The following is a 25,843-nucleotide window of genomic DNA, read 5'->3' as shown; positions in this document are numbered from 1 at the left end:
GGAGTCCGTCATGAGCGCTTTTCACGAACTGGTATTAGACGCACTGGATGGCACGCCGCTGCCATTGGAAACCCTCAAGGACAGAGTGGTATTGGTGGTCAACGTCGCCTCAAAATGTGGTTTGACCCCTCAATACGCTGCACTGGAAAACCTGTATCAGCAGTATAAAGGCCAGGGTTTCAGTGTGTTGGGAGTGCCGTGTAATCAATTCGCCGGACAAGAACCGGGCACCGAAGAAGAAATCCAGGCGTTTTGCAGCTTGAATTACGGTGTCAGTTTTCCCTTGAGCAGCAAACTGGACGTCAACGGCGCTGACCGTCATCAGCTCTATCGTTTGCTGGCGGGCGAAGGGGCTGAGTTTCCGGGGGATATCACCTGGAATTTCGAGAAATTCCTGGTAGCTCAGGACGGTCGAGTGCTGGCGCGCTTTTCGCCTCGCACGGCACCGGACGAGGCCTCGGTGATTCAGGCGATTGAAAAGGCTCTGCTCTAGGGTTTTTTGATTGTGACGGGAGCCGGCACGGCCACCAGCCGGGTTTCGCTGTCGCACGCACGCAACAGCTGACCTTCGAACTGTTCGATGATGTCGGGCCAGCCGTGTCGGCTGGCATGCCGGCGGGCATTGAGTCGTATGGTTCGCAAGGTTTCGGGCTCTTCGAGCAACCAGCAGGCGGCTTCGATCCAGGCATGTTCATCGCCGGGCATGGCCAGCACGCCGTTGTAGCCATGCCGGATATGCAGTCCGGCCGCGGCTTCGTCATACGCCACGACGCCCAGCCCGGCGGCCAGGGCTTCGAGCACCACATTGCCGAACGTCTCGGTCAGGCTCGGGAACAAAAACACGTCGCCAGAGGCGTAGTGCATGGCCAAGGCCTCGCCGGACTGTACCCCGCAGAAAATCGCTTCCGGCAACGAGGCTTCCAGTGACACCCGTTTTGGTCCGTCGCCCACCACAATCAACTTGAAACGTCGTTGCGGATAACGCGCTTGCAGTGCGTCGAGGCAGTGTTTGAGCGCCCCCAGATTTTTTTCCGGAGCCAGTCGTCCCACATGCAGCAGGGCGATATCGTTTTCTCTGAGCCCCCAGCTCTGGCGCAAGGCATTCTGGCGTTTGGACGGGCTGAATAACTGGCTGTCGACACCGCGTGCCAACAACTCCAGGCGTTCAAAATGCCTGCGCTCCAGTTCAAGGTGCTGGCTGGCACTGGGTACCAGCGTCAGGGTCGAGCGGTTATGAAACCAGCGCAAGTAATGCATCAGGGCCCGGGTAAACAGGCCCAGACCGTATTGGCTGAAATATTGCTGGAAGTTGGTGTGAAAGCCGCTGATCACGGCGATGCCCAAACGTCGGGCGACGCGCAGGGCGCACAAGCCCAGTGGGCCCTCGGTGGCGATGTAAATGACATCCGGACGCTGTTGTTGCCAGCGCTTCAGCAATCGTTGTGTCGAAGTGACGCCCCATTGCAGGCCAGGATAACCCGGCAATGGCCAGCCCCGGCACAGCATCAGTTCGTGATTGCTGCGCTGGTTGCTGTCGCCAGCCTGGCGCGGGCGTACCAGTTCTACTTGATGATTGCGTGCCCGCAACCCCTCATACAGCCGGCCAAGGGTATTGGCCACACCATTGATTTCGGGAGGGAAGGTTTCTGTAATCAGGGAGATATGCAGTGCTGTCGTCATGGCATCAGTTTCGGCTGATGACATGACGACGGTGTGTCACGTCGATGATGGATTTGTGAAGTGCTCAGCCGCGGCTGGACGCGCTTAGCGCCTCATCACCGCGTTCACGCACCCAGAATAACGTCGCTCCCGCCACTGCCGCCGGCATCATCAGCAGATTGACCACCGGGATCAGCAGCACCAGATACACAATCCCGCCGAAGCTCAGGCTCTGCCAGCGTTTTTCGCGCAGCCAGGCGAGCATCTCGTTCCAGCCCAGCTTGTGGTTATCCGCCGGGTAGTCGATGTACTGAATGGCCATCATCCAGATCCCGAAGAACAGCCACAAAGGCGCTGCAATCAGGTTGAGCACGGGAATGAACGACAGGATCATCAAGGCAATGGCCCGCGGCAGAAAGTAGCCCAGTTTGCGCATTTCGCGGGCCAGGGTACGCGGCACCATGGCAACCAGCTCACCCCAACTGAAGGGCGGGGAGTTATCGATCCCGCGCACCACGGCTTCGACCTTCTCCGAGAGAAAACCGTTGAATGGCGCGGCAATGATGTTGGCCAGCATGGTGAAGGTAAAAAACACCATCAGCACGACCAGTACTACAAACAGTGGCCACAGCAAGTAGTTGAGAAAACTGAGCCAGCCGGGCAATGAAGGCATCAGGGCATCAACCCAGAGACTGAACTGATGACCGGCAAAATAGATCAACCCGACGAACAGCACCAGGTTGATCAATAGCGGCAGCAGCACGAACAGACGAAGGCCGGGGCTGAGTATCAGCTTGAAGCCTTCACGCAGGTATTGGGGGCCTGAAAGAACGGGGGCGGGCATAAGGTGCTCCGAGCAGATGGAAAACCGGCCGACCTTAACGGCTTTGCCTGAAGGGCGAAAGCCTTGGGTCGGGTTCGACAATAACTGTTACAAAGGCGTCTGTGGAACGCATCAGGTCACATAGAGACCTGCTATGAGCTGGATTGTTAAACGGTATTTCCTTAATCTCTGCCACCTCGATACGCTGCACCCACACATTTTTCAGGACCAGCGCGTTTCAGGTACACCCTGAAAGCCTTTGCGGTTCCTTTTTATTCCCGCCGCTAAAGCGGCGTTCCGACCCTGCTTCACTGCGGGCGGTCATAGGAGTGAGTCATGTCTGAAGTACGTCATTCGCGTGTGATTATTCTGGGCTCAGGCCCTGCCGGTTACAGCGCTGCTGTCTATGCGGCTCGCGCCAACCTCAAACCACTGCTGATCACGGGCATGCAGGCGGGCGGTCAATTGACCACCACCACCGAAGTCGACAACTGGCCGGGCGATGTCCACGGTTTGACCGGCCCGGTTTTGATGGAGCGCATGCGTGAACATGCCGAGCGTTTTGAGACTGAAATCATTTTCGACCACATCAACGAAGTGGATCTGAAAAACCGTCCGTTCACCCTCAAGGGCGACAGCGGCACTTTCACGTGTGACGCGCTGATCATCGCTACTGGCGCCAGTGCCCGTTACCTGGGCCTGCCGTCTGAAGAAACTTTCATGGGCAAGGGTGTTTCTGCTTGCGCCACGTGTGACGGCTTCTTCTACCGCAACAAGCCTGTGGCTGTGGTCGGTGGCGGTAACACTGCTGTGGAAGAGGCGCTGTACCTGGCCAACATCGCCAGCAAAGTGACTCTGGTTCATCGCCGCGAAACGTTCCGCGCCGAAAAGATCCTGATCGACAAGCTGCATGCCCGCGTTGCTGAAGGCAAGATCGAGCTCAAGCTGAACGCGACCCTGGACGAAGTGTTGGGTGACAACATGGGCGTGACCGGTGCCCGCCTGAAAAACAACGACGGCAGCTTTGATGAGCTGAAAGTGGACGGTGTGTTTATCGCCATCGGCCACACCCCGAACACTTCGTTGTTTGAAGGCCAGCTGGAATTGAAAGACGGCTATATGGTTGTGCAGGGTGGCCGTGAAGGCAACGCTACCGCTACCAGCATTGAAGGTGTGTTTGCGGCTGGCGACGTGGCTGACCACGTTTACCGCCAGGCCATCACCTCGGCAGGCGCCGGCTGCATGGCGGCACTGGACACCGAGCGCTACCTGGACGGCCTGCAGAACGCCGCGTTCTGATGATCCTGGGTGCATGAAAAAACCGGCCTCGGCCGGTTTTTTTGTGCGTGCTCGTGCGCTGAAACAGCGGGAGGGTGTCAGGCCTTGCGTGCCAGCGGACGGGCAGGGAATTTAACGCCAGCCAGGCCGTGAGCCATCAGCGCGCGAATGTTGCCGTGATCGGTGCCTTCCGGCGTCGCCAGTACCGAGCGATAGTGCTCGCCAAAGGCCAGCAGTGCTTCCTGATCGCTAAAGCCTTCCAGCAGGGCCAGGCCGAGGGTTTTGCACGAGCCTTCATTTTGCCCGGCGGCATTTTCCACGCCGCCGTTGTTGAACGCCTGGGGCTGGTAGTCGTAATGCGCGGCAATAAACGCCAGGGTGTCGGCAAACAGATGTTCGCCCCGGTTAAGGCTGGCGCGCAGGGTTTTTAAATCAGTCATGCTTTTTTCCTGAGACAAACGCCGCGGATTGTTCGCCGCTGGCTTCTTTCTGGTAGAGGGATTTCCATTCGGCGTACGGCATGCCGTAAACCACTTCGCGGGCATCATCGAGGCTGAGGTCGATCTGCCGCTCGTCAGCCGCGGCCTTGTACCACTTGGACAGGCAATTGCGGCAGAAACCCGAGAGGTTCATCAGGTCAATGTTCTGCACGTCTTTGCGGCTGTCCAGGTGTGCGACAAGCCGGCGGAAGGCGGCAGCTTCGAGTTCAAGGCGTTCTTGGGGCGTCATAGGGGGCACCTGGATTGAGAAATTGGCAGCTTAGCGGCTCGCCGCGAGCGTAATCGATACGGATTCAGCAAAGCGCAGGGCGTGGGGTTTGTCGACTTCGACCTCGGCATACAGCACGGCAGTATTGGCCATCACCAGATCCAGCAATTCCTGGGTCATGCGTTCGAGCAGGGCGAAACGGTTGTCTTCGACGTGCTGGATCACGGCCTTGGTGATGGTTCGGTAATTCAGTGCGTGATCAATATCGTTATCGCGCACGGCATCCTGGGCGGCATAAAGGATGGTGAGGTTGATCAACACATCCTGCTTGTTGAGGATCTCTTCTTCATTGATCCCGATATAGGTGCGCAGGCACAGGTCCTTGACGCGAATGCGGGCCATTCCTGGCTGAAGTTGTGACATTACGGCTTGCTCCGTCCAATCAATTGCAAGAATTCCATACGGGTGCTTGGCTCACGAAACGCGCCCAGCATGACCGAAGTGTTCATGGTCGAATTCTGTTTTTCTACGCCGCGCATCATCATGCACATGTGCTTGGCTTCAATGACGACGGCTACGCCAGCCGCCTGGGTGATGTTCTGAATGGCGTCGGCGATTTCCCGAGTGAGGTTTTCCTGGATTTGCAGGCGGCGGGCGAACATGTCGACCAGACGGGCAATTTTAGACAGGCCCAGCACTTTGCCGGTCGGGATATACGCCACGTGCGCCTTGCCGATAAACGGTAGCAGGTGGTGTTCGCACAGGGAGTACAGCTCGATATCGGCGACGATCACCATTTCATCGTTGTCTGATGAGAACAGGGCGCCGTTTACAATCTCTTCCACGCTTTGCTCATAGCCACGACACAGATACTGCATGGCTTTAGCCGCACGCTTTGGGGTGTCGAGCAAGCCTTCGCGGTCGGGGTTTTCACCGAGACCCACAAGGATCTCGCGATAGTGCTCAGGCAGTGATGCGCTCATGAAAATACTTCCTCGCGGGGCGGCTCATTTGAGATGCCGGCCGCCATTGACGGTCAGGGTCGTTCCGGTGACATAGGGGTTATCCAGCAAATAACGCAGGCTTTGGTAGATCACCTCGGCTCCGGGCTCGATGCCCAGTGCGGATTTTGCCAGCGCCTTGGTGCGGTACGCGGCATCGTCGTCAGGATTGAACAGCACCAGCACCAGCGCCGGGGCGATGCCGTTGACTTTGATGCGTGGCGCCAGTTTAGCTGCGAATGACAAAGTCAGGCTGTCGAGTCCGGCTTTGGTGGCGCAATAAGCAATGTGCTTGCTGCTGCCCTTACGGGTGACATCGTCGCTGATGTGCACGATGTCGGCAGGTGTTGAGCGTTCCAGCAGGTCGCTGCAATGAAGATTGATCAAGTAGGGCGCCAACATGTGGACGTTGAACATGTGATTGAACGCATTGATTTCGGTGTCGGTACTTTCCGCCAGCCACGCCGATGCATTGTGGACAATGGCTCGCAGGCAATCGGTATGGCTTTTGAGCCGCTCGATAAAAGCGAGGATACCGTCCGGGGTCGAAAAGTCGGCGAGCAACGTTGTCGCACCCAGATCACGCAGGGCTTGTACGCCCGGCTTCTCGGTGCGGTAACTGATGATTACCTGAAAGCCCTCAGCCAGCAGTTGCTGCGCGCAATGCAAGCCTATGCGCTGTCCGGCGCCAGTGATCAGGATCGGGGCAGAAGTAGAAGGCATGACAGGCTCGGTCTAAAGAAACAGCGGGGTGGTGGCGTAATGACAAAACTATACCAGCGTCTGTTGCGCAACGGCCATGCCTGGGCCAAAGCGTCTCTGGGTAACCTGTTTGACGTAGGGGAGGCGCGCTGTATGTATCTCAAGGCGGTGTAGCGACATATTGCGTAGAATGCGTTACCTACATTTGGTCGATGGCTCTCATATGCCCATGATTATTGATATTGAACCCGTTGCGCTGACCGCTGACTCATCTGCGCCGGGAGATCTTTATCCGATTCGTGAAGTAGCCCGCCTCACAGGTGTCAATCCGGTGACACTGCGTGCCTGGGAGCGGCGATATGGATTGATACAGCCAACACGCACCGAAAGTGGGCATCGTTTGTATTCCATGACGGATATCGAGACAGTCCGTCGTGTGCTTGGCTGGATTGAGCGTGGTGTCACCGTCAGTAAAGTAGGTGACTTGTTAACGCGTGAGCCCCGATCAAGTTGCCTGCAGGCAGGGATCGAAACTGACGAATACAGCGAATGGCATTTGAGTATCCGGACCGCTCTCAGCGCTTTCGATGAGGCGGAACTTGAACGTCTGTATGGGCAGGTTTTCTCGATCTATCCGGTCGACATCGTATTCCAGACCATATTTCTGCCGTTGTGGCAGCAGTTGCTCAGAGAGCAGGACGAATTTGGCCGCACCAGCGAATGGCTGCTTCTGGATGGGTTCTTGCGCGGGCGCGTCCAGCATCGTCTTCACTTGCAGGCCGCGGGTGCCCGGCAATGTGTCGTCTTGGTGGCGCTGCCCGAGCTGTGCCATGAGCTGGAATTGCTGGTCGCCGGTTTGCTCCTGACCCGATCCGATCGGGTGGTCAGGGTTTTGGCCGTTGGACAGCCATTGGGCGAGTTATCACTGATTTGCGAGAAGTTGAAGCCTCAGGCCGTGGTGCTGTTTGCCAACCAAGCGTTGAGCACTGCGCATGTTCGACGGCTGCTGCGTCTGGCAAACACCTTGAACTGTTCATTATTGCTGGCGGGTGAGGCAGCCAATGTTGCCCAGGAAGCGTTGGCAGGTTCATCCATTGGCTGTTTGGGCAGTGACGCCGGGCTGATGAATCAACGGCTTGACGCTGACCTCAAGGGTTGAGTGCTGGCGTGCAGTTCGGGGTGTGCCAGGCGATGCCGATGCAGGATGAACTGGCGCAACCGTTCGGTTTCGTCGTGGTCATGCTGGCTCAGGCGATAGGCGTATAAGCCCAGTTCAGTCTTGCGTTCCAGGGTGCCACGCAGGGCTATGCGCTCTTGGCCGCCGGGGCTGAACCACTGCGAAAACTGGCGAGGCGGGCGGGCGTCGTTACGCACTTCAACCAATAGCCCCTTGAACGACATTTCGGTGATCCATAAATGTCCGGGCTTGCCACGAATGTTTTCCAGTGGGACCGGTTCTGGCAACGTCATGCGCCACGGCCGGGCCTTGGGACCGTCTTCGAAGATGCTGGGTGTTCCCAGCTCCAGGTGCTGGGTATGGAATTCGTCTTCGACCAGACGCAGCGGAAAACTCATGTGCTGATTGGCAATATGAGCGTGGATCGTGACGTGCTCATGAGCTGCCAAACGTGTCAGCAAATCGCGTATTTGAGAGACCCCGTTGACCACCAGGCTTGACGATGCTTCCCCTGTATTCGACAGAGGGTTGTGATGCATCGACTGGATGAAATCCAGCTCTTCCTGGGTCAAAAGAGCATCGTGTGGCATGAGGGGCTCGAAAAAAGGGTCTGTAGTGGTAGGTACAGACCGCGATTTTTACGTTTTGTTATAACCGCTCGTCGCCTTCAGTGCTTCCAGCTCTGCCTGTACCGCGCTGAGTTGGGCTTCTAACTGGGCCACCCGCATCTCGGCTTTTACCTGAGGGGTGACATCCTTTTGCACGCCAATAAAGTAAGTCAGTTGATCGCTTTCGTTGAATACCGGGGTGATCGACAACTCATTCCAGAAGTGAGAACCATCCTTGCGGTAGTTGCGCAGTACCTGGCGGACCGGTTGTCTACTGGCGATGGCTTTGCGGATGAGCGCCAGCGCCGGCTGATCACGATCGCCTGACTGCAGGAAGCGGCAGTCCTGATAAAGAATGTCATCGCGACTGTAGCCGGTGAGTGCTTCAAAAGCAGCGTTCACATAAATAAGGATGTTGTCTTCGCCTTCCTGTTCGGCGATCACAATGCCGTCCTGGGTCGCGTCTATCATGCGTTGCAGTAAACGGGCATTGATCATCGGTAGTCGCTCCTGACTGGCGGGCAAATAGGCCTATTCTAGGGCATGGCTGCGAGCCGTCCAGTTGCCATCCCCGAAGCGCTGCCTCACCTGTTAACATCCAGACCTTTTAGACAGTTACAGGATCAGATTGATGAAAGTCGCCATTCTTTCCGGCTCGGTGTACGGCACCGCTGAAGAAGTCGCTCGTCATGCCAGGCAACTGCTTGCCGAGGCAGGGTTTGAGGTCATGCTCAACCCGCGTGCAACCCTGGACGAGGTTCTGGCGTTTGCGCCAGAAGCCATTTTGGCCGTGACCTCTACCACGGGCATGGGCGAGCTGCCGGACAATCTGATCCCGCTCTACAGCGCCCTGCGTGACCAGTTACCGGCTGCCTTGCGTGGTTTGCCGGGTGCGGTGATGGGGCTGGGCGATTCGAGTTATGGCGATACCTTCTGCGGCGGGGGCGAGCAAATGCGCGAGTTGTTCGCCGAGCTGGGAGTGAATGAAGTGCTGCCTATGCTCCGTCTGGACTCCAGCGAGAGCGTCACCCCAGAAAGTGATGCCGAGCCTTGGCTGGCAGACTTGATCAAAGCACTGACCCAGTAACCGGGTGTTCACGCAGCAGCTCAAGCCAGGCTTGAGCTGCCCGTGACAAATACGCCCCGTCTCGCCAGATAAACGCGATATCCCAGCGTAAATAGTCGGGTGCAACCAGCTTCAACCGCACGACGCCGGGGCGTACCAGGCCGCGTGCAACCACGCTTGGCAACAAGACAACCCCTTGCCCGGCGGCCACCAGCGCCACCAGAAAATCCGCCTGGCCACTGCGGCCGCCTTCTTTGGGTGTAAAGCCAACTTGCTGACAGGCTTGCAGCAAGCGGTCGTTGAGTACAAAGCTGCGTTGATAGAGTAAAAAAGGGGTGTCGGCCAATTGCTCCAGGCGCACGCTGCCGTCTTCTGCCAAGGGATGGTCGGCGGGCAGTAAAGCGTCAAGCGGTTCATCGCAGAACGGCTGGTAAGCGAAGGCCGGGTTTTTGGGGGTCAGACTGCCGCCCAGTTCCACTTCGCCGCTCAATACCGCCTGCTCAATATTCAAGCTGCCCCCCTCAAGTAACTGCACCTGAATATTCGGGTAGCGCCGCCGGTATTCGGCAAACAATCTGGCGAACAGGGCATCACTGCCCAGCAATGGCAACCCCAGCGTCAGCTCGCCGCGTGTCAAATGGCTCAAATCATCAAGCTCACTCAGTAACTCCCTGTGCAAACGCAGCATGCTTTCAGCACGTTGCAGCACCACATTACCTGCCGCCGTCAGGCGTACATGGGAACCCAGTCGATCGAACAAAGGCGTGGCGAGGCTGTGCTCAAGCTGAGCGACCTGTTTGCTTACCGCTGACTGGCTGATATGCAGAGTGTGCGCTGCCTGAGTGAAACCACCCTGATGTGCGACCTCGACAAATGTTCGTAGCTGCTTGAATTCCATGACCGTGATTCCACTTTGGAATGGTTGCCAGTCTAACAATTCGTTTTAGGGATGGAAGGGGGCTCTTTACACTGAAGCCCAGTCTGGAATGGAAACAACATGAAACGCTTTGATGTAAAACGCTTGGGTCGGCTGGTCAGCGAATTGGCCGTACTGCTCGCCATCTACTTGCTCGGGTGCCAACTCGCGAGCGTGTGGCATTTGCCCATACCCGGTGGTGTGGTCGGCATGGCGCTGCTGTTACTGGGTTTTGCCCTGGGCTGGATCAAGCCCGCGACCCTGCAACTGGGGGCGGGCGTATTGATGGCTGAAATGCTGCTGTTCTTTATTCCTGCGTTGATGAGTTTGCTCGACTACGGCGTACTTGTGCGCGATGAAGGCTGGCGCATCCTGCTGGTGATCGGTGTCAGTACCTTGCTGGTCATGGTGGTTACCGCGTTTACCGTGGAGGCTGTGTGCCGATGGAGGATGCGCCATGAAGTTTGAGGTGATGCCGATGTTCTGGCTGATATTCACCCTGCTTACGTATGGCCTGAGCCGCTGGCTGTATGGCCGCACCGGACGCTATTGGCTATCACCGCTGATATTGGTCCCGGCCTTGTTGCTCGCTGTCGCGGTGCCATTGCATACCGCGTACTCCGAATACGCGAGCAACACCCATTGGCTCATGCTGGTACTGGGGCCGGTGACCGTGGCCTTTGCAGTACCTATCTGGCAACAGCGTCAGCTGTTGGCCCGGCACTGGGGGGCCTTGTTGCTGGGGATGCTGGCGGGTAGCGCAGCCTCCATTGGCAGCTCATTCTGGCTGGCCCGGGCATTGGCCCTCGATACCTCATTAACGATGTCACTGGTGCCCCGTTCCATCACCACACCGTTTGCCATGCCCCTGGCCCAGGACTTGGGCGGGGTACCAGAACTCACCGCCGTATTTGTGATGTTCACCGGTGTATTGGGTGCGCTGCTGGGCGGTCTTCTGCTCAAGTGGTTGCCACTGCGCAGCAGTCTGGCCCGCGGTGCGTTGTTCGGTATTGGAGCCCACGGAGCAGGTGTTAGCCGTGCCCGAGAGGTGGGTAGCGAAGAAGGCTCGGTCGCAGGCCTGGTGATGGTACTGACCGGTATTCTCAACCTGTTTGCCGCACCGTTGCTGACAAGCATCTTTTAAACCGCGGCCGCTCTGCGGATTTTGGGTGTCCTTGGCGCAGCCTGCGGCAGCGGCTACAAAGGCCGTTTGTAGCCGCGGACGAGTAGAACGAGGCCGCGTCCGGCGGCATAGCCGTCGTAACTATCCATTCAGCGCAGACCCGGACGCGGCCGCGCTGCGGACTTTGGGTGTCCTTGGCGCAGCCTGCGGCAGCGGCTACAAAGGCCGTTTGTAGCAGCGGACGAGTAGAACGAGGCCGCGTCCGGCGGCGTAGCCGTCGTAACTATCCATTCAGCGCAGACCCGGACGCGGCCTCACTGCGCTCGACTGCTGCTACAGGTTTTGGGGTTTCCTTGGCGCAGCCTGCGTGGGGGTGTTGTAGCGTCTCGTAAACGCAAGGCTCGCCAATAACAGGCATAAAAAAGGCCGCTGTAGAACAGCGGCCAAAGAAGACGTTCATCAAGGAGCTACAAATCAACGTCAGGGTAAATCGGGGGGGCGACTGGCCGCTAAAGGCCAAGCACTTAAAGAGAGTAGCAGAGCGACTTCATCGCTCTGGAGATGCATCCAGAATAAAAGCTTGGCCGTGTCGGAGTAAGCCTGCTTTGCGACAATCTCTGTTACGTTTTCGGCAACAGTCCTATAGGACCGAGGCGGTCTCTGGCGTGGGCGTTCAGGGACGGATGTCACGCGATAATCTTGTACCGCGCACCAGGCGCGAGCACGGGGTGTAATGCGCACTCACCAGGTTGTTCACTGCAGACTTAATCACAGCATGAGGCTTTGATAGGCAGGGAGCAGTAACAGGAGTAGTGCAATGATTGACCCGAAAGACCTCCCCTCAAGTCCACGCATCATCACGTCGAATGACATCGCTTCATACGCCAAACGCGTACGAGCCTTCTTGAACGAGCAGCTCAAGCCATCGGGGATGTTATGTGACGATGTATACGTCAACACGGTTCATGCGGTGGTAGACCCCAAGCTTACCTTTACTCAATCACTGGTCGATATTGGTACCGACAGCCTTGAACGCGGGGTGGCACCGACCTATAACCAAAGCCTTTCAGGCGTGTATGCCAAGCCGTGGACGTTCGAAGACACTTACCGGATCCACACGCTGTCTTTGTATGACGTCGAAAAAATGATCCAGCACTTGCTGGACGAATCCAGATACAAGTGGGATCTATGATCCCGCGGGTTGTCAGCCTGGCTGATAACCCATGCGCCAGCTGATGGCCTGGCTCGCGGCCAATAACCGTTTGGCTGCGGGCCCGTTTTCGTCAGCGTGGAACAGCGACGTCGGGCCGACCACGGTCAGCACCCCGGCTACTTGCCCGGTGGCGCTGAACACGGGGGCGGACAACGCATCCACGCCCGGCATCAATAAACCGTGTACGAAATGCAAACCGCGTTGGCGAATTTGCTCGCGTAATGCGGCGTAATCCTCGGCTTTCGCCAAAGGATGAATCTGATCGTGTGCCAACTCCTGCTCGCGCAACTCTGCGGTTTCGCGGTCGGGTAGAAAGGCGTTGAACACCAGTCCGGTGGATGAACTCAGGAGCGGTAGCACCGAACCCAATTGAGTGACCACGGTAATCGCCCGTACTGCCGGCTCGATATGCACCACGGTCGCCCCCTGATTCCCCCACACCGCCAAAAAGCAGGTTTCGTTCAGGTCATCGCGCAACTCTGCCAGGGGCAAGGCGGCGACTTTGAGGACGTCCATGCTGCTCAGTGCGGCCAAGCCCACACGCAATGCCTCGCGACCCAGGCCGTAATGGTTGGTGGCGATATTTTGTTCAGCAAAACCACTGGCAATCAGCGCCTGTAAATAGCGGTGCACCTTGCTGGCAGGCATTTGCACGTGCTCGGCCAACCGCGAGAGCGAGGTCGAGGGTGATAACTCGGCCAACGCTTTGAGGATGTCCGTACCGACCTCGGCGGAACGCACTTTTTGCTTGCCGGTGCTGTCGTTGCTGCTGCGGGGCTTTTCCATGGAGGCTCTGGGATCTCGGGACGAATGGGCGTCTTTATAGCTTGACGCTTAATACCAATCAAATTACGTTATGCGTAATTGAATTACGATAAAAATAATGCAGCGACGCGCAGGCTGATTCAGGGCATGGCGCTGTCATCTGCCTTCTCCACTCTGGAGGCTCCATGAACCTCGACTCGCCTTTGCCAACTCCCGTCTATCAATCCGGATTTGGCAACGAATTCAGCAGTGAAGCATTACCGGGCGCTTTGCCGGTCGGCCAGAACTCCCCGCAAAAAGTGCCTTATGGCCTGTACGCCGAATTGTTTTCCGGCACGGCCTTCACCATGGCGCGCAGCGAAGCACGCCGTACCTGGATGTACCGCATTCAGCCGTCGGCCAAGCATCCGGCATTTATCAAGCTGGAGCGGCAACTGGCCGGTGGCCCGTTAGGCCCGGTCACGCCTAACCGTTTGCGCTGGAACCCGTTGTCCATTCCTGATGAGCCCACGGATTTCATCGACGGGTTGATCGGCATGGTTGCCAACAGCGGGGCGCAAAAGCCTTCCGGCATCAGCATCTACAACTACTGCGCCAACACCTCCATGCAGCGTGTCTTTTTCAATGCCGATGGCGAATTGTTGCTCGTCCCCGAGCAGGGCCGTTTGCGCATTTGCACCGAGCTGGGTGTGCTGGAGCTGGAGCCTTTGGAAATCGCCGTGATCCCGCGCGGCCTCAAGTTTCGTGTCGAATTGCTGGATGCGCAGGCTCGAGGCTACGTTGCCGAAAACCACGGTGCTGCGCTGCGCTTACCGGATCTGGGGCCGATTGGCAGCAATGGCCTGGCCAATCCGCGTGATTTTTTGAGCCCGGTGGCCCACTACGAGGACGACCGGAGCAACACCGTGCTGGTGCAAAAGTTTCTGGGTGAACTCTGGGGTTGCGAGCTGGATCATTCGCCCTTGAACGTCGTGGCGTGGCACGGTAATAACGTGCCTTACAAATATGACCTGCGACGTTTCAACACCATCGGTACCGTCAGCTTCGACCACCCCGACCCATCGATCTTTACCGTACTGACTTCGCCAACCAGCGTGCCGGGGTTGGCTAACCTGGACTTCGTCATTTTCCCGCCGCGCTGGATGGTGGCAGAAAAAACCTTCAGGCCACCGTGGTTCCATCGCAACTTGATGAACGAATACATGGGCCTGATCCAGGGCAGTTACGACGCCAAGGCCGAAGGCTTCTTGCCGGGCGGTGCATCGCTGCACAGCTGCATGAGCGCCCATGGCCCGGACGGCGAAACCTGCACCAAAGCCATTGCGGCCGAGCTGCAACCGAGCAAAATCGATAACACCATGGCCTTTATGTTTGAAACCAGCCAAGTGTTGCGCCCCAGCCGGTTTGCCCTCGAGTGCCCGCAATTGCAATCCAGTTACGACGCTTGCTGGGCCTCGCTGCCCGCAACCTTCACCCCGAATCGGAGATAAGCCATGACCCTGTCCACTCTCACCCAAAGCTGGATCGCCTCGGCTAACGGCCACCGCGATTTTCCTTTGCAAAACCTGCCGATGGGCATCTTCAGCCTGAACGGCTCGGCTCCACGCAGTGGTGTTGCGATCGGCGAACACATCTTCGACCTTGAGGCGGGCTTGGCGGCCGGCTTGTTTGAAGGGCAGGCCAAAGTGGCGGTAGAGGCCACTATGGGCGGGGTGCTGAATGCGTTCTTCGCCTTGGGGCGCAGTGCCCGGGTGGCTTTGCGTGAGCGTTTGCTCGAGTTGCTGAGTGAAGGCAGCACTTTGCGCGGCAAGATCGAAGCCCAAGGTGCCAGGCTGCTGCCGCTGGCGGCGGATTGCGAACTGCAGGTACCGGCAAAAATCGGCGACTACACCGACTTTTACGTGGGTATCGAACACGCTAAAAACGTTGGCAAACTGTTTCGCCCTGATAATCCGTTGCTGTCCAATTACAAATACGTGCCGATTGGCTACCACGGCCGCGCCTCGACCATTCGCGCGTCCGGCGCGGACGTGCGCCGTCCCAAGGGGCAGACCTTGCCGGCGGGCCAGACCGAGCCCGCGTTCGGCCCATGCGCACGCCTGGACTACGAGCTGGAACTGGGGATCTGGATCGGCCAGGGCAACGAGATGGGCGACCCGATTCCGGTCAGTGAAGCGGGCGACCACATCGCCGGTTTCTGTCTGCTCAACGATTGGTCGGCCCGGGATATTCAGGCATGGGAATACCAGCCGCTTGGCCCGTTTCTGTCCAAAAGTTTTATTACCAGCATTTCGCCGTGGGTGGTGACTGCCGAAGCGCTGGAGCCATTCCGTCGTGCGCAGCCGGCCCGTCCTGAAGGTGATCCGCAACCGTTGGCGTACTTGCTCGACCCCCAGGATCAGGCCAAAGGGGCGCTGGACATCGAGCTTGAAGTACTGCTTCTCACCGAATCAATGCGTGAACAAAACCTGCCTGCCCATCGACTTGGCCTGAGCAACAGCCTGAACATGTACTGGACAGCTGCGCAACTGGTGGCGCATCACAGCGTCAATGGTTGCCAATTGCAGTCTGGTGACCTGTTCGGCTCGGGCACCTTGTCCGGCCCGGATCGTTCGCAACTGGGCAGCCTGCTGGAGATTACCGAGGGCGGCAAACTACCGGTCGAGCTGGCGTCGGGTGAGGTTCGCAAATTCCTCGAAGACGGCGACGAAATCATCCTGCGCGCACGCTGCATCCGTGAAGGCTATGCCTCCATCGGATTTGGCGAGTGCCGGGGCAAGGTCATCGCGGCGCGCTAAAAGGAACGGATCATGGATCTCTTCACCTACTACCGTTCAACATCGTCGTATCGGGTGCGTATTGCGTTGGCCCTCAAGGGCCTCGATTACCGCGCGCTGGCGATCAACCTGATTGCCGCCGAGGGCGGCGAACACCGCCAGCCGGCGTATCTGGCGATCAACCCGCAAGGTCGCGTGCCGGCCTTGCGCACCGATGACGGTGAGGTGTTGACGCAATCACCGGCCATTATCGAATACCTCGAAGAGCGTTATCCACAATCACCGCTGCTGTCCAAAGACCTCACCACCCGGGCCCATGAACGGGCAGTGGCGGCTTTGATCGCCTGCGATATCCACCCGTTGCACAACGTCAGTGTGCTCAACCGGCTGCGGCAACTCGGGCAGGATGAAGAGCAGGTGGTGCAATGGATCAATCACTGGATCAGCCAAGGGTTGACGGCTGTTGAGCAATTGATTGGTGACAGCGGTTACTGCTTTGGTGCCGAGCCGGGGCTGGCAGATGTTTACTTGATTCCGCAGCTCTACGCCGCGGAGCGTTTCAAGGTGTCGCTGGCGTCATACCCGCGCATTGGCCGGGTGCTGGCACTGGCGCAAAATCACCCGGCCTTCATTAAGGCTCATCCGGCGCAGCAGCCCGATACGCCGCCTGCGGCAAGTGTCTAGCGCGGGGTATTCGGGTATCGCCGCTCCGTCGTTCGTCAGCGCTCACGAACGACGGAGCTGTCTCCTCCAAAAGCCATGCAGCCTCGTTCGCGCAGGTTGTTGAGCCGATATGTCTTTAATCGCACATATACCTCGATCTTATGCTTGCGCACTTCAACGGTTTTTCGGACGCCACCTATACTGGCGTTACCCGTAACTGTTCGAGGGCCAGGTCATTATGTTTGCTCTCATGCAAAGCGCTCATATCGAGTCGCTTCACCTCAGCGTCGACCCTGTTACCGGGCTCAAGGCGGTGATTGCTGTTCATAGCAGTCGTCTTGGTCCGGCATTGGGCGGTTGCCGCTACCTGGCTTATCCCAATGATGAAAGCGCGCTGAACGATGCCGTCCGCCTGGCGCAAGACATGAGCTACAAGGCTGCATTGGCCGGGCTGGCGTTTGGCGGTGGGCAGGCGGTGATTGTGCGTGCGGCGCACGTGGAGAGCAGAGCGGCATTGTTTGAAGCCTTTGGCCGTTGCGTCGAGCAACTCGCGGGCCGCTATATCACGGCCATTGACAGCGGCACCTCGACAGCCGACATGGACTGCATTGCTCAGCACACCCAACACGTCACCAGCACCACGGATGCGGGGGATCCTTCGCCCCATGCGGCAATGGGGGTCTTTGCCGGAATCCGCAGTTCAGCGTCATGGCGTTTGGGCAGTGATAACCTCGAGGGGTTGCGTGTCGCGGTTCAGGGGCTGGGCAAGGTCGGGTATGCATTGGCCGAGCAGCTGCATGCGGCAGGCGCAGAGTTGCTGGTCAGCGACACTGATCCGGGCAAGGTTCGCCTGGCGATGGAACAACTGGGTGCTCACCCGGTGGCCTGCGAGGCGTTGCTCAGCACGCCTTGCGACATTCTGGCGCCCTGCGGGTTAGGCGGCGTGCTTAACTGGCACAGCGTGGCGCAATTGCGCTGCGCCGCCGTGGCCGGGTGTGCGAATAATCAGCTGACCAACCTGCAAGTGGCCGATCAACTCGAGCGCCGTGGAATTTTGTATGCGCCCGACTATGTGATCAATTCAGGCGGACTGATTTACCTGGCCCTGACCCATGAAGGGGCTCAGCCCGAGGCAATCAATTTGCAGTTGCGACGCATCAGCCAGCGTCTGGCCGGGATCTATGCTCACGCACAGGCCGAAAAACGCTCCCCGGCAAGGGTGTCGGATGAGCTGGCGCAGAGTCTGCTGTATCCGGCAGCAGAAGGGACGGGTTAAGGGGAACCCACCTTCTGCGGGATATTTACTCGCTCTCGACCAGCAACTCGGACAGGGCGTCCGGCTGGCTCTTGAAGGCCTTGGCAAAGACATCGCGATTTTTCGCCATGTAGATACCGGCTTCTTCTACTTGCTGCTCGCTCAGGGACGGCACAGCCTTTTGCAACACTTCAGCCAGCAGTTCGGCCAGCTCCAGCATTTTGTCATGACGGTCAGCTTCGGCTTTATCCATGAACAAACGCTCCAGATCTCGGCTGCTGCGGTATACCACTTCGACGGCCATTTACCACCTCATATGCCTTCACGATAAATTGTCTTGCGATTACTGTATTTATATACAGCTAAAAGGATAAGCCAATCGCCGGGATTTGAATAGCGGCTTTTTTACTCTAGCTGCAATTGACGGCCCGCAGCGCGTACTCAACGTGTCTAATCCCTGTCGGCCATCATCTTATCTGCTGCTACTGGCCTTTTTTCTGCATGCAGAAAGCGTCATGTGCAACGCGGATGATCCGTTTGAGTCGATTCAAGGAGCTGCATCGTGAAAGTTAACAAAGCTGAAAAGCTACGTGGTCAGGTTCATGAACTGGCAGAGTCGATGGGGAATCTGTTTGTCGAAACCTTCCATTACCTGGCGTTGTTCGCCATTGGCGCCGTGACGGCGTGGGCGGCGGTGATGGAATTTCTGCAGATGGTGGAGAAGGGCAACATCTCTATCGATGACATCCTGCTGCTGTTTATCTACCTCGAACTGGGCGCCATGGTCGGGATTTATTTCAAGACCAACCACATGCCCGTACGTTTTTTGATTTATGTGGCGATCACAGCGCTGACCCGTTTGCTGATTTCCAACGTATCGCATCACAATCCGCCAGACATGGGGGTTGTGTATCTGACCGGGGCGATCTTGTTGCTGGCGGTGGCCATCCTGGTGGTGCGCTATGCATCTTCACAGTTCCCCTCGGTGAAGATCGAGAACCCGCACCGCAAGACCGGTGCCGGCTCCGGCGAGCATCCTGAAGTGGAGAAGGGCGAGCTGTAACCCGTAAGAGTCGTACAAAAAAGGGCGGGCTTACCGAAGTAAGCCCGCCCTTTTTTAGTGCGTCCTGAACGCTGGATCAGCTATTGAGCTCGAGTTCTTTTTCTTTCTCCAGAAACTCTTCTTCCAGTAGCGCGTCAGCGCTCTGCTTGGCTTCGTGCTCTTCAAACCCTTCCGGGGCGAGGGTCACGGAGCGTTTGCCACGAAGCTTGCCGAACAAGTGCTCCAGTGCGTGTTCCAGTTTGGTAGTTGCACCCTCGACGGCTTGAGTCAGTGAGTCAGCATCGTGGGATACGGAAATCGGTTGATGACCTTTAGGTCGTGCCTCCATTTTGCAGCGTTTGTCTTTAGGACCGGACTTGCCGCCATTTTCATCACTCAGATGGACCTCGACGCGGGTCAGGTCCTCCAGATGGCGTTCGAGCGTAACTTCAACAGTTGCTTTAACCCATCCCTGGAGACGTTCGTCACTGTCGATATGTTTATCGGAAAAGACGTTAATTTGCATAATTCTTCCCTTATATAAGCGTGCTCGTGTGAGGTCTGACGGCCTCGAGTGTTCAAAGGTTCATCGTCATCGCTCAGTTACAGTGTTTGGGCCGATGAACAAATATTTCAAGCACTATTTTTGCGATCAATCGCGCGCAGTGACCGGCGTCAGCCTTTGGCAGGAAGAACAGCCCGCAGGTGCGGGCTTTGGCTGGTTTATATCAAAATGCGACTGAGGGCTGGACGCACAGGGTACGAGGCTCGCCGATGTATTTGCCTTGGCCAGGTTGATAATGTGCTAGAGAACGAGAATTGTTTGCGCTGTAGGGGTGGGTGATTGCATAGAGCAATCTCCGCTGATCAATGAGTGTCTGCAGTCCGTCATCTCATTTTGCTTATGAGAATATTTATCATTAGTATCGCCTTCCTTTTTGACCTTCTCCCGACGCCCATGACCCCACCTGAACCCGAGGACGGCCCTGGCAGTGAAACGCGCCATGGACGTGCGCATTTCCTGCAGGTGTTTTTATCCCAACGTCCGCAAATGGAAGCGTTGGTAAGCCGTCGCGTGGGATGCCGGGCAACGGCTGCCGACCTGGTGCAGGATCTGTTTCTGCGTTTTTGGCGCCGTCCCCTGGTGCAGGTCGAAGAGCTGGGTACGTATTTGCTGCGCTGTGCGGGGAATATCGCGATCGATCATTTGCGCAGCGAAGGCTCACGCGGGCGGGTCAACCAGCACTGGCAACCTGAGCCGGATGCCCGGGGCTGTGAGCCCCAGGCGGCACTGGAAGCCGGTAATGATTTGCGTCAGGTCGAGGCCGCCTTGCGTCGTTTGCCCGAGCGCACCCGGCATATATTTTTGCTCAACCGGATTCACGGCCGAACGTATGCCGATATCGCCAACGTCATGGGCGTGTCCCAAAGTGCGGTTGAAAAACATATGATGCGCGCCCTCGAGGCCTGCAAGGCCAGTTTGCGTGAACCGCCATCAGGGACTGCGCCGTGATCACTCGTTCAAGTATCCACGTCACTCCTGAGCAGGAGCGTACAGCTCTGGCCTGGCTCAGCGTGTTGCACGATCAGCCCGACAGTGGCGACCAGGCCACCTTCAGCCGTTGGCTGAAGGCCGATCCTGCGCATGCCGAGGCCTATGCTCAGGCGCAGGTTGTATGGGAGTTGAGCGAAGTGGCGGGCAGTACGCTGGCTGATGAGGAGGCGCTGGCGATGCGGCGCTACTTGTCGGCGATGGACGTTCCCCGCTACCGCCGCCTCAAGCGCTGGTCCGGCGGGTTGGCGATGGCCGCCAGCCTGCTGTTGATGATCGGGGTGTTCGGCGGCTGGCAACCGGCGCGCTGGATGGATGACCTGGGCGCCGATTATGTCAGCGCACCGGGGCAAGTCCGCACGGTGACCCTGGCCGATCAATCCCGGGTGACCCTCGACGCCGACAGCGCCATTGCCGTGGACTTCAGTGGCGGCGAGCGGCATGTCCAGTTGCGTCGTGGCGTGGCTTTCTTTCAGGTGTCCCGCACCGGTAAACCCTTTGTGGTCGAGGCCCGTGAGGGCGAAGCGCGGGTTCTGGGGACGGAATTCGAAGTGCGCCTGCAACCGCAGGGCGCTCAGGTCACGGTGGTGTCTGGACGGGTCGGGGTGAAGGCGGGCAAGGATGCGCCACAGCAGATTCTCACAGCCGATCAGCAAGTGGCGTATGACGCTGGTGCGAGCGATGCCGTGCATCAGGTCGACAGCCGGGCACGGTCGGCCTGGCGCACAGGCTGGCTGACGTACTCCAGGACGCCGCTGGCCGAGGTCGTGGCAGACCTCAAGCGGTATTACCCGGGGCAGATTGTGTTGCTCAATAGCCAGTTGGGTGCGCGGCGCATCAGCGGCAGCTTCCCCAGCCAGGACCCGCAAGCGGTGCTCGATTCCTTGCAGGGTGTGCTCGGGTTTGAGCAGCATCAGGTGTTGGGTCGGCTGATCGTGTTGCGTTGAGCACGCTCTGAAATTATTTTTCACGGCGCAGTGAGGTAGACCCCGGGCAGATCCGTGTAGTGCTTGAAAATGCGAAAAGTTCGCATTCCCTAACGGGTCGACACACAGGTCATGAGCATGAAGTCCAGGGTAATGTCAGTGGCAGGCGGTTCAGCAAAACAGTGGCTTGGGGCTTCTGCGCTGGTGATGGCGGGGCTGGCGTTAACGCCGGTGTGTGTGGCGATGGCAGCCGGGGTCTCGCAACAGCAGCCTGGCGCTCAGTTTGATTTCGACCTGCCTGCCGAACCTTTGCCCCGGGCCTTGAATGATTTCAGCCGCTTGACCGGCCTCAGCGTGGTCTATACCGACGAAGCGCCTTATGGTCTGCAAGCGCCGGCCATCAAGGGCCGCATGAGTGCCGAACAGGCCTTGCAGCAGATGCTCGCGCAGTCGGGTTTCAATGCGCGTCGTACCGATCCCCGCACCTTTGCCCTGGAGCCTCAGCCCACCGCAGGTGCGCTGAACCTCGGCACCACCAGCATTACTTCGATGGCACCCGCCGACACCGGCTATCAGCCTCCCGCCACCACTTCGGTGATGCGCGGCACTGGCTCGTCGATGGAAACGCCGCAGACCATCAACGTGGTCGCCGCCCAGGTGATTCGCGATCAGGCGCCCCGTAATCTGGATGACGCGCTTAACAACGTCAGTGGTATCACCCAGGGCAACACGCTGGGCAGTACGCAGGATTCGGTGATGAAGCGCGGTTTTGGCGACAACCGTGACGGCTCGATCATGCGCGATGGCATGCCGCTGGTGCAGGGTCGGGCACTGGGGGCTGCGACCGAACGCGTCGAAGTCCTCAAGGGACCGGCCTCGTTGCTGTACGGCATCCAGGACCCGGGCGGGGTGGTCAATGTGGTCAGCAAAAAACCACAGCTGGAGCAATACAACGCGCTGACCGTGCGCGGCTCCACTTATGGTTCCGGTAAAAACGGCAGTGGCGCCAGCCTGGACAGCACGGGCCCGCTGGGGGATTCGGGATTGGCTTACCGGATGATCATTGACCATGAAGACGAAGACTACTGGCGCAATTTCGGCACCCATCGCGAGACGCTGATTGCACCGTCGCTGGCCTGGTATGGCGACAATACTCAAGTGTTGCTGGCCTATGAACACCGCGAATTTCTATCGCCCTTTGACCGAGGCACCGCAATCAATCCGGCGACCAATCACCCGCTGGATATCCCGGCCACGCGGCGCCTCGATGAACCGTTCAATAACATGGAAGGGCGTTCGGACCTGTACCGACTGGAAGTCGATCACGACCTCAACGACGACTGGAAAGCCCACTTCGGTTACAGCTGGAACCGCGAAACCTACGATGCCAGCCAGGTGCGTGTTACCGCAGTCAATCCGGCCACGGGCACACTGACCCGAAAAATGGACGGCACCCAGGGCGCCATTTCCACTGACCGGTTCACCACCGTCAGTCTGCAAGGCAAGGTGAACGCTGCGGGCATGCAACATGACCTGGTGTTTGGCGTGGATGACGAGTACCGCAAAATCCACCGCGCCGAGTTGATCCGCCAGAATAGCCAGTCCATCTTCGATTACGAAAATCCGGAGTATGGCCAGGAAGTTGCCGGCACCACGGTCAGCGCCAGTGACAGCAATCAAACCGACTTACTGCGCAGCGACTCGTTATTCATGCAGGATTCCATTCATCTCACCGACCAGTGGATTCTGGTGGCGGGTGCCCGCTTCCAGAAGTACGACCAACTGGCCGGCAAAGGCATACCGTTCACCGCCAACACCGACACCCATGGCGTCAAGTGGGTCCCGCGTGCCGGTCTGGTGTACCGCTACACCGACGAGTTGTCGTTCTATGGCAGCTACACCGAATCGTTCAAGCCCAACTCCACCATCGCCCCGTTGAGCGGTGGCGTGGTGCTGGACTCATCCATCGCGCCCGAGCAGGCCAAGTCCTGGGAACTGGGCGCGAAACTGGATATTCCGGGGCGCATTACCGGCACCGTGGCCCTGTTCGATATCAAAAAACGCAATGTCCTGGTGTCATCGACGGTGGATGATGAAACGGTGTATTCGGCGGCGGGCGAGGTCCGGTCACGGGGCCTCGAACTGGATGTCAGCGGTCAGTTGAGCGATCAGTGGAGCGTGATCGGCAGCTATGCCTATACCGATGCTGAAGTGACCAAAGACACGACCTACCAAGGCATGCATTTGCAGAACGTGGCGAAAAACAGCGGTTCGCTGTCGGCGGTGTATGACTTCGGCAATATCGTGGGTGGCGACACGTTACGGGTGGGGGCGGGCGCACGTTACGTGGGCGAGCGGGCCGGTGATGCGCTGAACGATTTCGATCTGCCGGCCTACACCGTGGCCGATGCGTTCGCCACCTACGACACCCGCATCGAAGGGCAGAAGGTAACGTTTCAGTTCAACGTCAAAAACCTCTTCGACCGGACTTACTACACCTCGGCCGCGAGCCGCATGTTCGTTTCCATCGGCGACTCGCGCCAGATGACGTTCTCCAGCACGCTGGCGTTTTAAGCGCGTTACCTGAATGCCGTCCGGTATTCACCCGGCGTGCCGCCCAGGTGTTGCTTGAAGCGGTTGGCGAAGTGGCTGGCGCTGGCGAAACCGCACGCCAGCGCCACATCGCCCAGGGCCAGGGATGAGTGGCGCAACAGGTCGCGGGCCCGGGCCAGGCGCCGTGCCAGCAGGTATTGATGGGGCGGCACGCCGAAGCTTTCGCGAAACATGCGGGCAAAGTGGTAGGGCGACAACGCACATTGCGCGGCTAATTGGCCGATGCTCAAGGGCTCGCCCAGGTGGTGTTCAATGGTCTCCACCAGTAGCCGGCGTTGATGGGCTGCCAATCCGCCCTTGAGTTGCAGCCCTTCGCGGCGTCCAATTTGGCTCAGCAGTGCATGATCGAGCAGGGCACCGGCCAGGCTGCTGGTAAGCAGGCGTTCGCCGGGCTCATTCCAGTTCATCCGGATCAATTGATGAAAGCGCCGGGTTTGCTCCGGGTCATCAAGAAACGTGCTCTCGCGCAATTGCAGGGTGCGCGGTTCGCGGTCGAGCAGGGTGATACACCCCAAAGCGAATTGTTCTGCACTGACGTACACATGGGCCAGGCGGATTTCACCGTTGATGACCCACTCTGACTGGTGCTCGGCGGGCAATACGCAGAGCTTGCCCGGTGCGCCCTTGCTGCCGGGATTGTTGCGGCGAAAGGTCTCGGTGCCGCCAGCGATATAACACGACAGCGTGTGATGCGTCGGTGCCTGGTATTCACGGGCGTCGTGGTGATTGCTCCACAGGGCTGCGGCCATGCCGTCACCCAGCTCGGCGCTATGCTCCAGCCGCGAATTGGGCGAGCTGTTGAGGGCTTGAAAAACTTGCAGGGTATCGAGTGCGGACATGGTCTGTTCTCCAACACGTTGCATCCTACTCCGTCGTGTCCGGGCTGCCAGCCCCGGGCCAACAAAAGCGCAAGAATGTGCAAGTACGCCCACGGGCACAGCCGCACACTGAAGGCCATCTTCAGGAGCGTGTCATGAACCTATTTCTATATTTATTGACGGTGCTGATCTGGGGCACCACGTGGATCGCCCTCAAGTTGCAATTGGGGGTGGTGGCGATTCCGGTCTCCATTGTTTATCGCTTTGGTCTGGCGGCGCTGGTGCTGTTTGCCTTGCTGTTGCTCAGCCGCAAACTACAGGTGATGAACAAGCGCGGTCACTTGATATGCCTGGCGCAGGGGCTGTGCCTGTTTTGTGTCAATTTCATGTGTTTCCTGACCGCCAGCCAGTGGGTGCCGACCGGCTTGATCGCGGTGGTGTTTTCGACAGCCACGTTGTGGAATGCGCTGAACGCACGGATTTTCTTTAAGCAGAAAATTGCGCGCAATGTGGTGGCCGGTGGTGCTTTGGGCTTGCTCGGTTTGGGCCTGTTGTTCTGGCCGGAGTTGAGCGGACACACCGCCAGCCCCGAAACCCTGTTGGGACTTGGACTGGCCCTGATTGGCACGATGTGTTTTTCGGCGGGCAACATGCTCTCGAGCCTGCAACAGAAGGCCGGGCTCAAGCCGTTGACCACCAACGCCTGGGGCATGCTCTATGGTGCAAGCATGCTGGCGTTGTACTGCGGGTTAAGCGGGATTCCGTTCAATATGGAATGGAATGCCCGGTATGTCGGCTCGTTGCTGTACTTGGTGATTCCGGGTTCGGTGATCGGGTTTACCGCGTACCTGACTCTGGTCGGGCGCATGGGGCCGGAGCGCGCGGCTTACTGCACCGTGCTGTTCCCCTTGGTGGCGCTTAACGTGTCGGCCTACGCCGAAGGCTACCAGTGGAGCTCTCCGGCGTTGGCGGGGCTGGTTCTGGTGATGCTCGGCAACGTACTGGTGTTTCGCAAACCCAAGCCGTTACCGATGGCCGCCAAGCTTGCCTGAAGGTACGCCGACTACGGCTGCTGCGCAGCCGGACGCGGCCTCGCTCGGCTCGACCGCTGCTACAGGATGTATGGGCGGGCTCATATTGCGGCAAGGCGGTTGTTGT

Annotated in this window: 30 protein-coding genes; 16 read left to right on the top strand and 14 right to left on the bottom strand. The window is 58.3% G+C overall.

Annotated elements, in window-relative coordinates; genetic code table 11:
• Nucleotides 1–10: 10 nt before the first annotated feature.
• The gene (locus AWM69_RS05690) at nt 11–493 is read left to right on the top strand and encodes a glutathione peroxidase (protein ID WP_131655035.1); all 483 of its coding nucleotides are present in this window, start codon (nt 11–13) and stop codon (nt 491–493) included.
• Here the strand turns inward: AWM69_RS05690 and AWM69_RS05685 are convergent.
• On the bottom strand, nt 490–1,704 hold the full coding sequence (locus tag AWM69_RS05685; protein ID WP_131655034.1) for a glycosyltransferase family 1 protein: 1,215 nt from the start codon (nt 1,702–1,704) through the stop codon (nt 490–492). The genes AWM69_RS05690 and AWM69_RS05685 overlap by 4 nt on opposite strands.
• A gap of 40 nt (nt 1,705–1,744) precedes the next feature.
• A complete protein-coding gene (gene cysZ, locus AWM69_RS05680; protein ID WP_218725950.1) occupies nt 1,745–2,503 on the bottom strand; it encodes a sulfate transporter CysZ in 759 nt (252 codons plus the stop codon).
• 315 nt (nt 2,504–2,818) lie between these two features.
• Here cysZ and trxB point away from each other — a divergent pair, with 315 nt between their 5' ends.
• Nucleotides 2,819–3,781: a thioredoxin-disulfide reductase gene (gene trxB, locus AWM69_RS05675; RefSeq protein WP_131655032.1), complete on the top strand. Its 963-nt coding sequence runs from the start codon at nt 2,819–2,821 to the stop codon at nt 3,779–3,781.
• A 77-nt stretch (nt 3,782–3,858) separates the two neighbouring features.
• On the opposite strand, the gene AWM69_RS05670 is transcribed toward trxB, so the two are convergent.
• The 5 genes from AWM69_RS05670 to folM are packed head-to-tail and all read right to left on the bottom strand — an operon-like array spanning nt 3,859 to nt 6,192.
• Nucleotides 3,859–4,200, bottom strand: a complete 342-nt coding sequence (locus AWM69_RS05670; RefSeq protein WP_218725949.1) for a HopJ type III effector protein — start codon at nt 4,198–4,200, stop codon at nt 3,859–3,861.
• On the bottom strand, nt 4,193–4,489 hold the full coding sequence (locus tag AWM69_RS05665; RefSeq protein ID WP_218725948.1) for a DUF1244 domain-containing protein: 297 nt from the start codon (nt 4,487–4,489) through the stop codon (nt 4,193–4,195). Before AWM69_RS05665 ends, AWM69_RS05670 begins: the two co-directional genes overlap by 8 nt.
• A gap of 30 nt (nt 4,490–4,519) precedes the next feature.
• Nucleotides 4,520–4,891, bottom strand: coding sequence for a dihydroneopterin triphosphate 2'-epimerase (gene folX / locus AWM69_RS05660; protein WP_048378594.1), 372 nt, complete (start codon nt 4,889–4,891; stop codon nt 4,520–4,522).
• Complete coding sequence (folE, locus tag AWM69_RS05655; protein ID WP_048378595.1) at nt 4,891–5,451, bottom strand: GTP cyclohydrolase I FolE; 561 nt, start codon at nt 5,449–5,451, stop codon at nt 4,891–4,893. The genes folX and folE overlap by 1 nt, the downstream gene beginning before the upstream one ends.
• Nucleotides 5,452–5,475: 24 nt before the next feature.
• Complete coding sequence (folM, locus tag AWM69_RS05650; protein ID WP_218725947.1) at nt 5,476–6,192, bottom strand: dihydromonapterin reductase; 717 nt, start codon at nt 6,190–6,192, stop codon at nt 5,476–5,478.
• Nucleotides 6,193–6,394: 202 nt separating this feature from the next.
• On the opposite strand from folM, the gene AWM69_RS05645 reads away from it, so the two are divergent.
• Nucleotides 6,395–7,330: a MerR family transcriptional regulator gene (locus AWM69_RS05645; protein ID WP_218725946.1), complete on the top strand. Its 936-nt coding sequence runs from the start codon at nt 6,395–6,397 to the stop codon at nt 7,328–7,330.
• Here the strand turns inward: AWM69_RS05645 and AWM69_RS05640 are convergent.
• The gene (locus AWM69_RS05640) at nt 7,300–7,938 is read right to left on the bottom strand and encodes a hypothetical protein (RefSeq protein ID WP_131655027.1); all 639 of its coding nucleotides are present in this window, start codon (nt 7,936–7,938) and stop codon (nt 7,300–7,302) included. The genes AWM69_RS05645 and AWM69_RS05640 overlap by 31 nt on opposite strands.
• A 48-nt stretch (nt 7,939–7,986) precedes the next feature.
• The gene (locus AWM69_RS05635) at nt 7,987–8,454 is read right to left on the bottom strand and encodes a PAS domain-containing protein (RefSeq protein ID WP_048378599.1); all 468 of its coding nucleotides are present in this window, start codon (nt 8,452–8,454) and stop codon (nt 7,987–7,989) included.
• Nucleotides 8,455–8,587: 133 nt separating this feature from the next.
• On the opposite strand from AWM69_RS05635, the gene AWM69_RS05630 reads away from it, so the two are divergent.
• The gene (locus tag AWM69_RS05630) at nt 8,588–9,043 is read left to right on the top strand and encodes a flavodoxin (RefSeq protein ID WP_131655026.1); all 456 of its coding nucleotides are present in this window, start codon (nt 8,588–8,590) and stop codon (nt 9,041–9,043) included.
• Here AWM69_RS05630 and AWM69_RS05625 read toward each other — a convergent pair.
• Complete coding sequence (locus AWM69_RS05625; protein WP_218725945.1) at nt 9,024–9,920, bottom strand: LysR family transcriptional regulator; 897 nt, start codon at nt 9,918–9,920, stop codon at nt 9,024–9,026. The genes AWM69_RS05630 and AWM69_RS05625 overlap by 20 nt on opposite strands.
• 99 nt (nt 9,921–10,019) lie before the next feature.
• Here AWM69_RS05625 and AWM69_RS05620 point away from each other — a divergent pair, with 99 nt between their 5' ends.
• From AWM69_RS05620 to AWM69_RS05610, 3 genes are all read left to right on the top strand, one after another.
• Nucleotides 10,020–10,406 (top strand): CidA/LrgA family protein, encoded by a 387-nt coding sequence (locus AWM69_RS05620; protein WP_131655024.1) that lies wholly within the window; start codon nt 10,020–10,022, stop codon nt 10,404–10,406.
• Nucleotides 10,396–11,082, top strand: coding sequence for an LrgB family protein (locus tag AWM69_RS05615; RefSeq protein WP_131655023.1), 687 nt, complete (start codon nt 10,396–10,398; stop codon nt 11,080–11,082). Before AWM69_RS05620 ends, AWM69_RS05615 begins: the two co-directional genes overlap by 11 nt.
• 796 nt (nt 11,083–11,878) lie before the next feature.
• Nucleotides 11,879–12,253, top strand: a complete 375-nt coding sequence (locus AWM69_RS05610) for a hypothetical protein (protein ID WP_218725944.1) — start codon at nt 11,879–11,881, stop codon at nt 12,251–12,253.
• Nucleotides 12,254–12,265: 12 nt separating this feature from the next.
• Here AWM69_RS05610 and AWM69_RS05605 read toward each other — a convergent pair whose 3' ends face one another.
• Nucleotides 12,266–13,060 (bottom strand): IclR family transcriptional regulator, encoded by a 795-nt coding sequence (locus AWM69_RS05605; protein WP_218725943.1) that lies wholly within the window; start codon nt 13,058–13,060, stop codon nt 12,266–12,268.
• 164 nt (nt 13,061–13,224) lie between these two features.
• Between AWM69_RS05605 and hmgA the strand changes: the two genes are divergently transcribed.
• The 4 genes from hmgA to AWM69_RS05585 all read left to right on the top strand — a co-directional run bounded on the left by hmgA (nt 13,225) and on the right by AWM69_RS05585 (nt 17,755).
• Entirely contained in the window at nt 13,225–14,529 is a 1,305-nt protein-coding gene (hmgA, locus tag AWM69_RS05600) for a homogentisate 1,2-dioxygenase (RefSeq protein ID WP_131655020.1), read from the top strand.
• A 3-nt stretch (nt 14,530–14,532) separates the two neighbouring features.
• Nucleotides 14,533–15,837: a fumarylacetoacetase gene (fahA, locus tag AWM69_RS05595; protein ID WP_218725942.1), complete on the top strand. Its 1,305-nt coding sequence runs from the start codon at nt 14,533–14,535 to the stop codon at nt 15,835–15,837.
• Between the two features lie 12 nt (nt 15,838–15,849).
• Nucleotides 15,850–16,500, top strand: coding sequence for a maleylacetoacetate isomerase (gene maiA, locus AWM69_RS05590; protein ID WP_131655018.1), 651 nt, complete (start codon nt 15,850–15,852; stop codon nt 16,498–16,500).
• Between the two features lie 217 nt (nt 16,501–16,717).
• Nucleotides 16,718–17,755 (top strand): Glu/Leu/Phe/Val dehydrogenase dimerization domain-containing protein, encoded by a 1,038-nt coding sequence (locus AWM69_RS05585; RefSeq protein WP_048378611.1) that lies wholly within the window; start codon nt 16,718–16,720, stop codon nt 17,753–17,755.
• A 25-nt stretch (nt 17,756–17,780) separates the two neighbouring features.
• Here AWM69_RS05585 and AWM69_RS05580 read toward each other — a convergent pair whose 3' ends face one another.
• The gene (locus AWM69_RS05580) at nt 17,781–18,038 is read right to left on the bottom strand and encodes a YebG family protein (protein ID WP_003439988.1); all 258 of its coding nucleotides are present in this window, start codon (nt 18,036–18,038) and stop codon (nt 17,781–17,783) included.
• 258 nt (nt 18,039–18,296) lie between these two features.
• On the opposite strand from AWM69_RS05580, the gene AWM69_RS05575 reads away from it, so the two are divergent.
• A complete protein-coding gene (locus AWM69_RS05575; protein WP_048378613.1) occupies nt 18,297–18,797 on the top strand; it encodes a phosphate-starvation-inducible protein PsiE in 501 nt (166 codons plus the stop codon).
• Between the two features lie 76 nt (nt 18,798–18,873).
• Here the strand turns inward: AWM69_RS05575 and AWM69_RS05570 are convergent, their stop codons facing one another.
• On the bottom strand, nt 18,874–19,302 hold the full coding sequence (locus tag AWM69_RS05570; protein WP_048378615.1) for an HPF/RaiA family ribosome-associated protein: 429 nt from the start codon (nt 19,300–19,302) through the stop codon (nt 18,874–18,876).
• Nucleotides 19,303–19,734: 432 nt separating this feature from the next.
• Between AWM69_RS05570 and AWM69_RS05565 the strand changes: the two genes are divergently transcribed.
• The 3 genes from AWM69_RS05565 to AWM69_RS05555 all read left to right on the top strand — a co-directional run bounded on the left by AWM69_RS05565 (nt 19,735) and on the right by AWM69_RS05555 (nt 23,828).
• Entirely contained in the window at nt 19,735–20,289 is a 555-nt protein-coding gene (locus tag AWM69_RS05565; protein WP_218725941.1) for an RNA polymerase sigma factor, read from the top strand.
• Nucleotides 20,286–21,275, top strand: coding sequence for a FecR family protein (locus AWM69_RS05560; protein WP_218725940.1), 990 nt, complete (start codon nt 20,286–20,288; stop codon nt 21,273–21,275). Before AWM69_RS05565 ends, AWM69_RS05560 begins: the two co-directional genes overlap by 4 nt.
• Nucleotides 21,276–21,392: 117 nt before the next feature.
• Nucleotides 21,393–23,828: a TonB-dependent receptor gene (locus tag AWM69_RS05555; protein WP_218725939.1), complete on the top strand. Its 2,436-nt coding sequence runs from the start codon at nt 21,393–21,395 to the stop codon at nt 23,826–23,828.
• 5 nt (nt 23,829–23,833) lie between these two features.
• Here AWM69_RS05555 and AWM69_RS05550 read toward each other — a convergent pair whose 3' ends face one another.
• Entirely contained in the window at nt 23,834–24,706 is an 873-nt protein-coding gene (locus AWM69_RS05550) for an AraC family transcriptional regulator (RefSeq protein WP_131652548.1), read from the bottom strand.
• 134 nt (nt 24,707–24,840) lie between these two features.
• Here AWM69_RS05550 and AWM69_RS05545 point away from each other — a divergent pair, with 134 nt between their 5' ends.
• Nucleotides 24,841–25,737, top strand: a complete 897-nt coding sequence (locus AWM69_RS05545) for a DMT family transporter (protein ID WP_218725938.1) — start codon at nt 24,841–24,843, stop codon at nt 25,735–25,737.
• The last annotated feature ends 106 nt before the right edge of the window (nt 25,738–25,843 follow it).

Source organism: Pseudomonas sp. D1HM, from assembly GCF_019266105.1.
GTDB classification, from domain to species: domain Bacteria; phylum Pseudomonadota; class Gammaproteobacteria; order Pseudomonadales; family Pseudomonadaceae; genus Aquipseudomonas; species Aquipseudomonas taetrolens.
Note: the sequence above shows the minus strand (reverse complement) of the source record. Positions and strands in the feature narration are given on the sequence as shown.

Bases quoted from the DNA above. Each gene is read 5' to 3' on its own strand.
- AWM69_RS05690 (WP_131655035.1), top strand. From the start codon at position 11: ATGAGCGCTTTTCACGAACTGGTATTAGACGCACTGGATGGCACGCCG.
- AWM69_RS05685 (WP_131655034.1), bottom strand. From the start codon at position 1,704: ATGTCATCAGCCGAAACTGATGCCATGACGACAGCACTGCATATCTCC.
- cysZ (WP_218725950.1), bottom strand. From the start codon at position 2,503: ATGCCCGCCCCCGTTCTTTCAGGCCCCCAATACCTGCGTGAAGGCTTC.
- trxB (WP_131655032.1), top strand. From the start codon at position 2,819: ATGTCTGAAGTACGTCATTCGCGTGTGATTATTCTGGGCTCAGGCCCT.
- AWM69_RS05670 (WP_218725949.1), bottom strand. From the start codon at position 4,200: ATGACTGATTTAAAAACCCTGCGCGCCAGCCTTAACCGGGGCGAACAT.
- AWM69_RS05665 (WP_218725948.1), bottom strand. From the start codon at position 4,489: ATGACGCCCCAAGAACGCCTTGAACTCGAAGCTGCCGCCTTCCGCCGG.
- folX (WP_048378594.1), bottom strand. From the start codon at position 4,891: ATGTCACAACTTCAGCCAGGAATGGCCCGCATTCGCGTCAAGGACCTG.
- folE (WP_048378595.1), bottom strand. From the start codon at position 5,451: ATGAGCGCATCACTGCCTGAGCACTATCGCGAGATCCTTGTGGGTCTC.
- folM (WP_218725947.1), bottom strand. From the start codon at position 6,192: ATGCCTTCTACTTCTGCCCCGATCCTGATCACTGGCGCCGGACAGCGC.
- AWM69_RS05645 (WP_218725946.1), top strand. From the start codon at position 6,395: ATGCCCATGATTATTGATATTGAACCCGTTGCGCTGACCGCTGACTCA.
- AWM69_RS05640 (WP_131655027.1), bottom strand. From the start codon at position 7,938: ATGCCACACGATGCTCTTTTGACCCAGGAAGAGCTGGATTTCATCCAG.
- AWM69_RS05635 (WP_048378599.1), bottom strand. From the start codon at position 8,454: ATGATCAATGCCCGTTTACTGCAACGCATGATAGACGCGACCCAGGAC.
- AWM69_RS05630 (WP_131655026.1), top strand. From the start codon at position 8,588: ATGAAAGTCGCCATTCTTTCCGGCTCGGTGTACGGCACCGCTGAAGAA.
- AWM69_RS05625 (WP_218725945.1), bottom strand. From the start codon at position 9,920: ATGGAATTCAAGCAGCTACGAACATTTGTCGAGGTCGCACATCAGGGT.
- AWM69_RS05620 (WP_131655024.1), top strand. From the start codon at position 10,020: ATGAAACGCTTTGATGTAAAACGCTTGGGTCGGCTGGTCAGCGAATTG.
- AWM69_RS05615 (WP_131655023.1), top strand. From the start codon at position 10,396: ATGAAGTTTGAGGTGATGCCGATGTTCTGGCTGATATTCACCCTGCTT.
- AWM69_RS05610 (WP_218725944.1), top strand. From the start codon at position 11,879: ATGATTGACCCGAAAGACCTCCCCTCAAGTCCACGCATCATCACGTCG.
- AWM69_RS05605 (WP_218725943.1), bottom strand. From the start codon at position 13,060: ATGGAAAAGCCCCGCAGCAGCAACGACAGCACCGGCAAGCAAAAAGTG.
- hmgA (WP_131655020.1), top strand. From the start codon at position 13,225: ATGAACCTCGACTCGCCTTTGCCAACTCCCGTCTATCAATCCGGATTT.
- fahA (WP_218725942.1), top strand. From the start codon at position 14,533: ATGACCCTGTCCACTCTCACCCAAAGCTGGATCGCCTCGGCTAACGGC.
- maiA (WP_131655018.1), top strand. From the start codon at position 15,850: ATGGATCTCTTCACCTACTACCGTTCAACATCGTCGTATCGGGTGCGT.
- AWM69_RS05585 (WP_048378611.1), top strand. From the start codon at position 16,718: ATGTTTGCTCTCATGCAAAGCGCTCATATCGAGTCGCTTCACCTCAGC.
- AWM69_RS05580 (WP_003439988.1), bottom strand. From the start codon at position 18,038: ATGGCCGTCGAAGTGGTATACCGCAGCAGCCGAGATCTGGAGCGTTTG.
- AWM69_RS05570 (WP_048378615.1), bottom strand. From the start codon at position 19,302: ATGCAAATTAACGTCTTTTCCGATAAACATATCGACAGTGACGAACGT.
- AWM69_RS05565 (WP_218725941.1), top strand. From the start codon at position 19,735: ATGACCCCACCTGAACCCGAGGACGGCCCTGGCAGTGAAACGCGCCAT.
- AWM69_RS05555 (WP_218725939.1), top strand. From the start codon at position 21,393: ATGAAGTCCAGGGTAATGTCAGTGGCAGGCGGTTCAGCAAAACAGTGG.
- AWM69_RS05550 (WP_131652548.1), bottom strand. From the start codon at position 24,706: ATGTCCGCACTCGATACCCTGCAAGTTTTTCAAGCCCTCAACAGCTCG.
- AWM69_RS05545 (WP_218725938.1), top strand. From the start codon at position 24,841: ATGAACCTATTTCTATATTTATTGACGGTGCTGATCTGGGGCACCACG.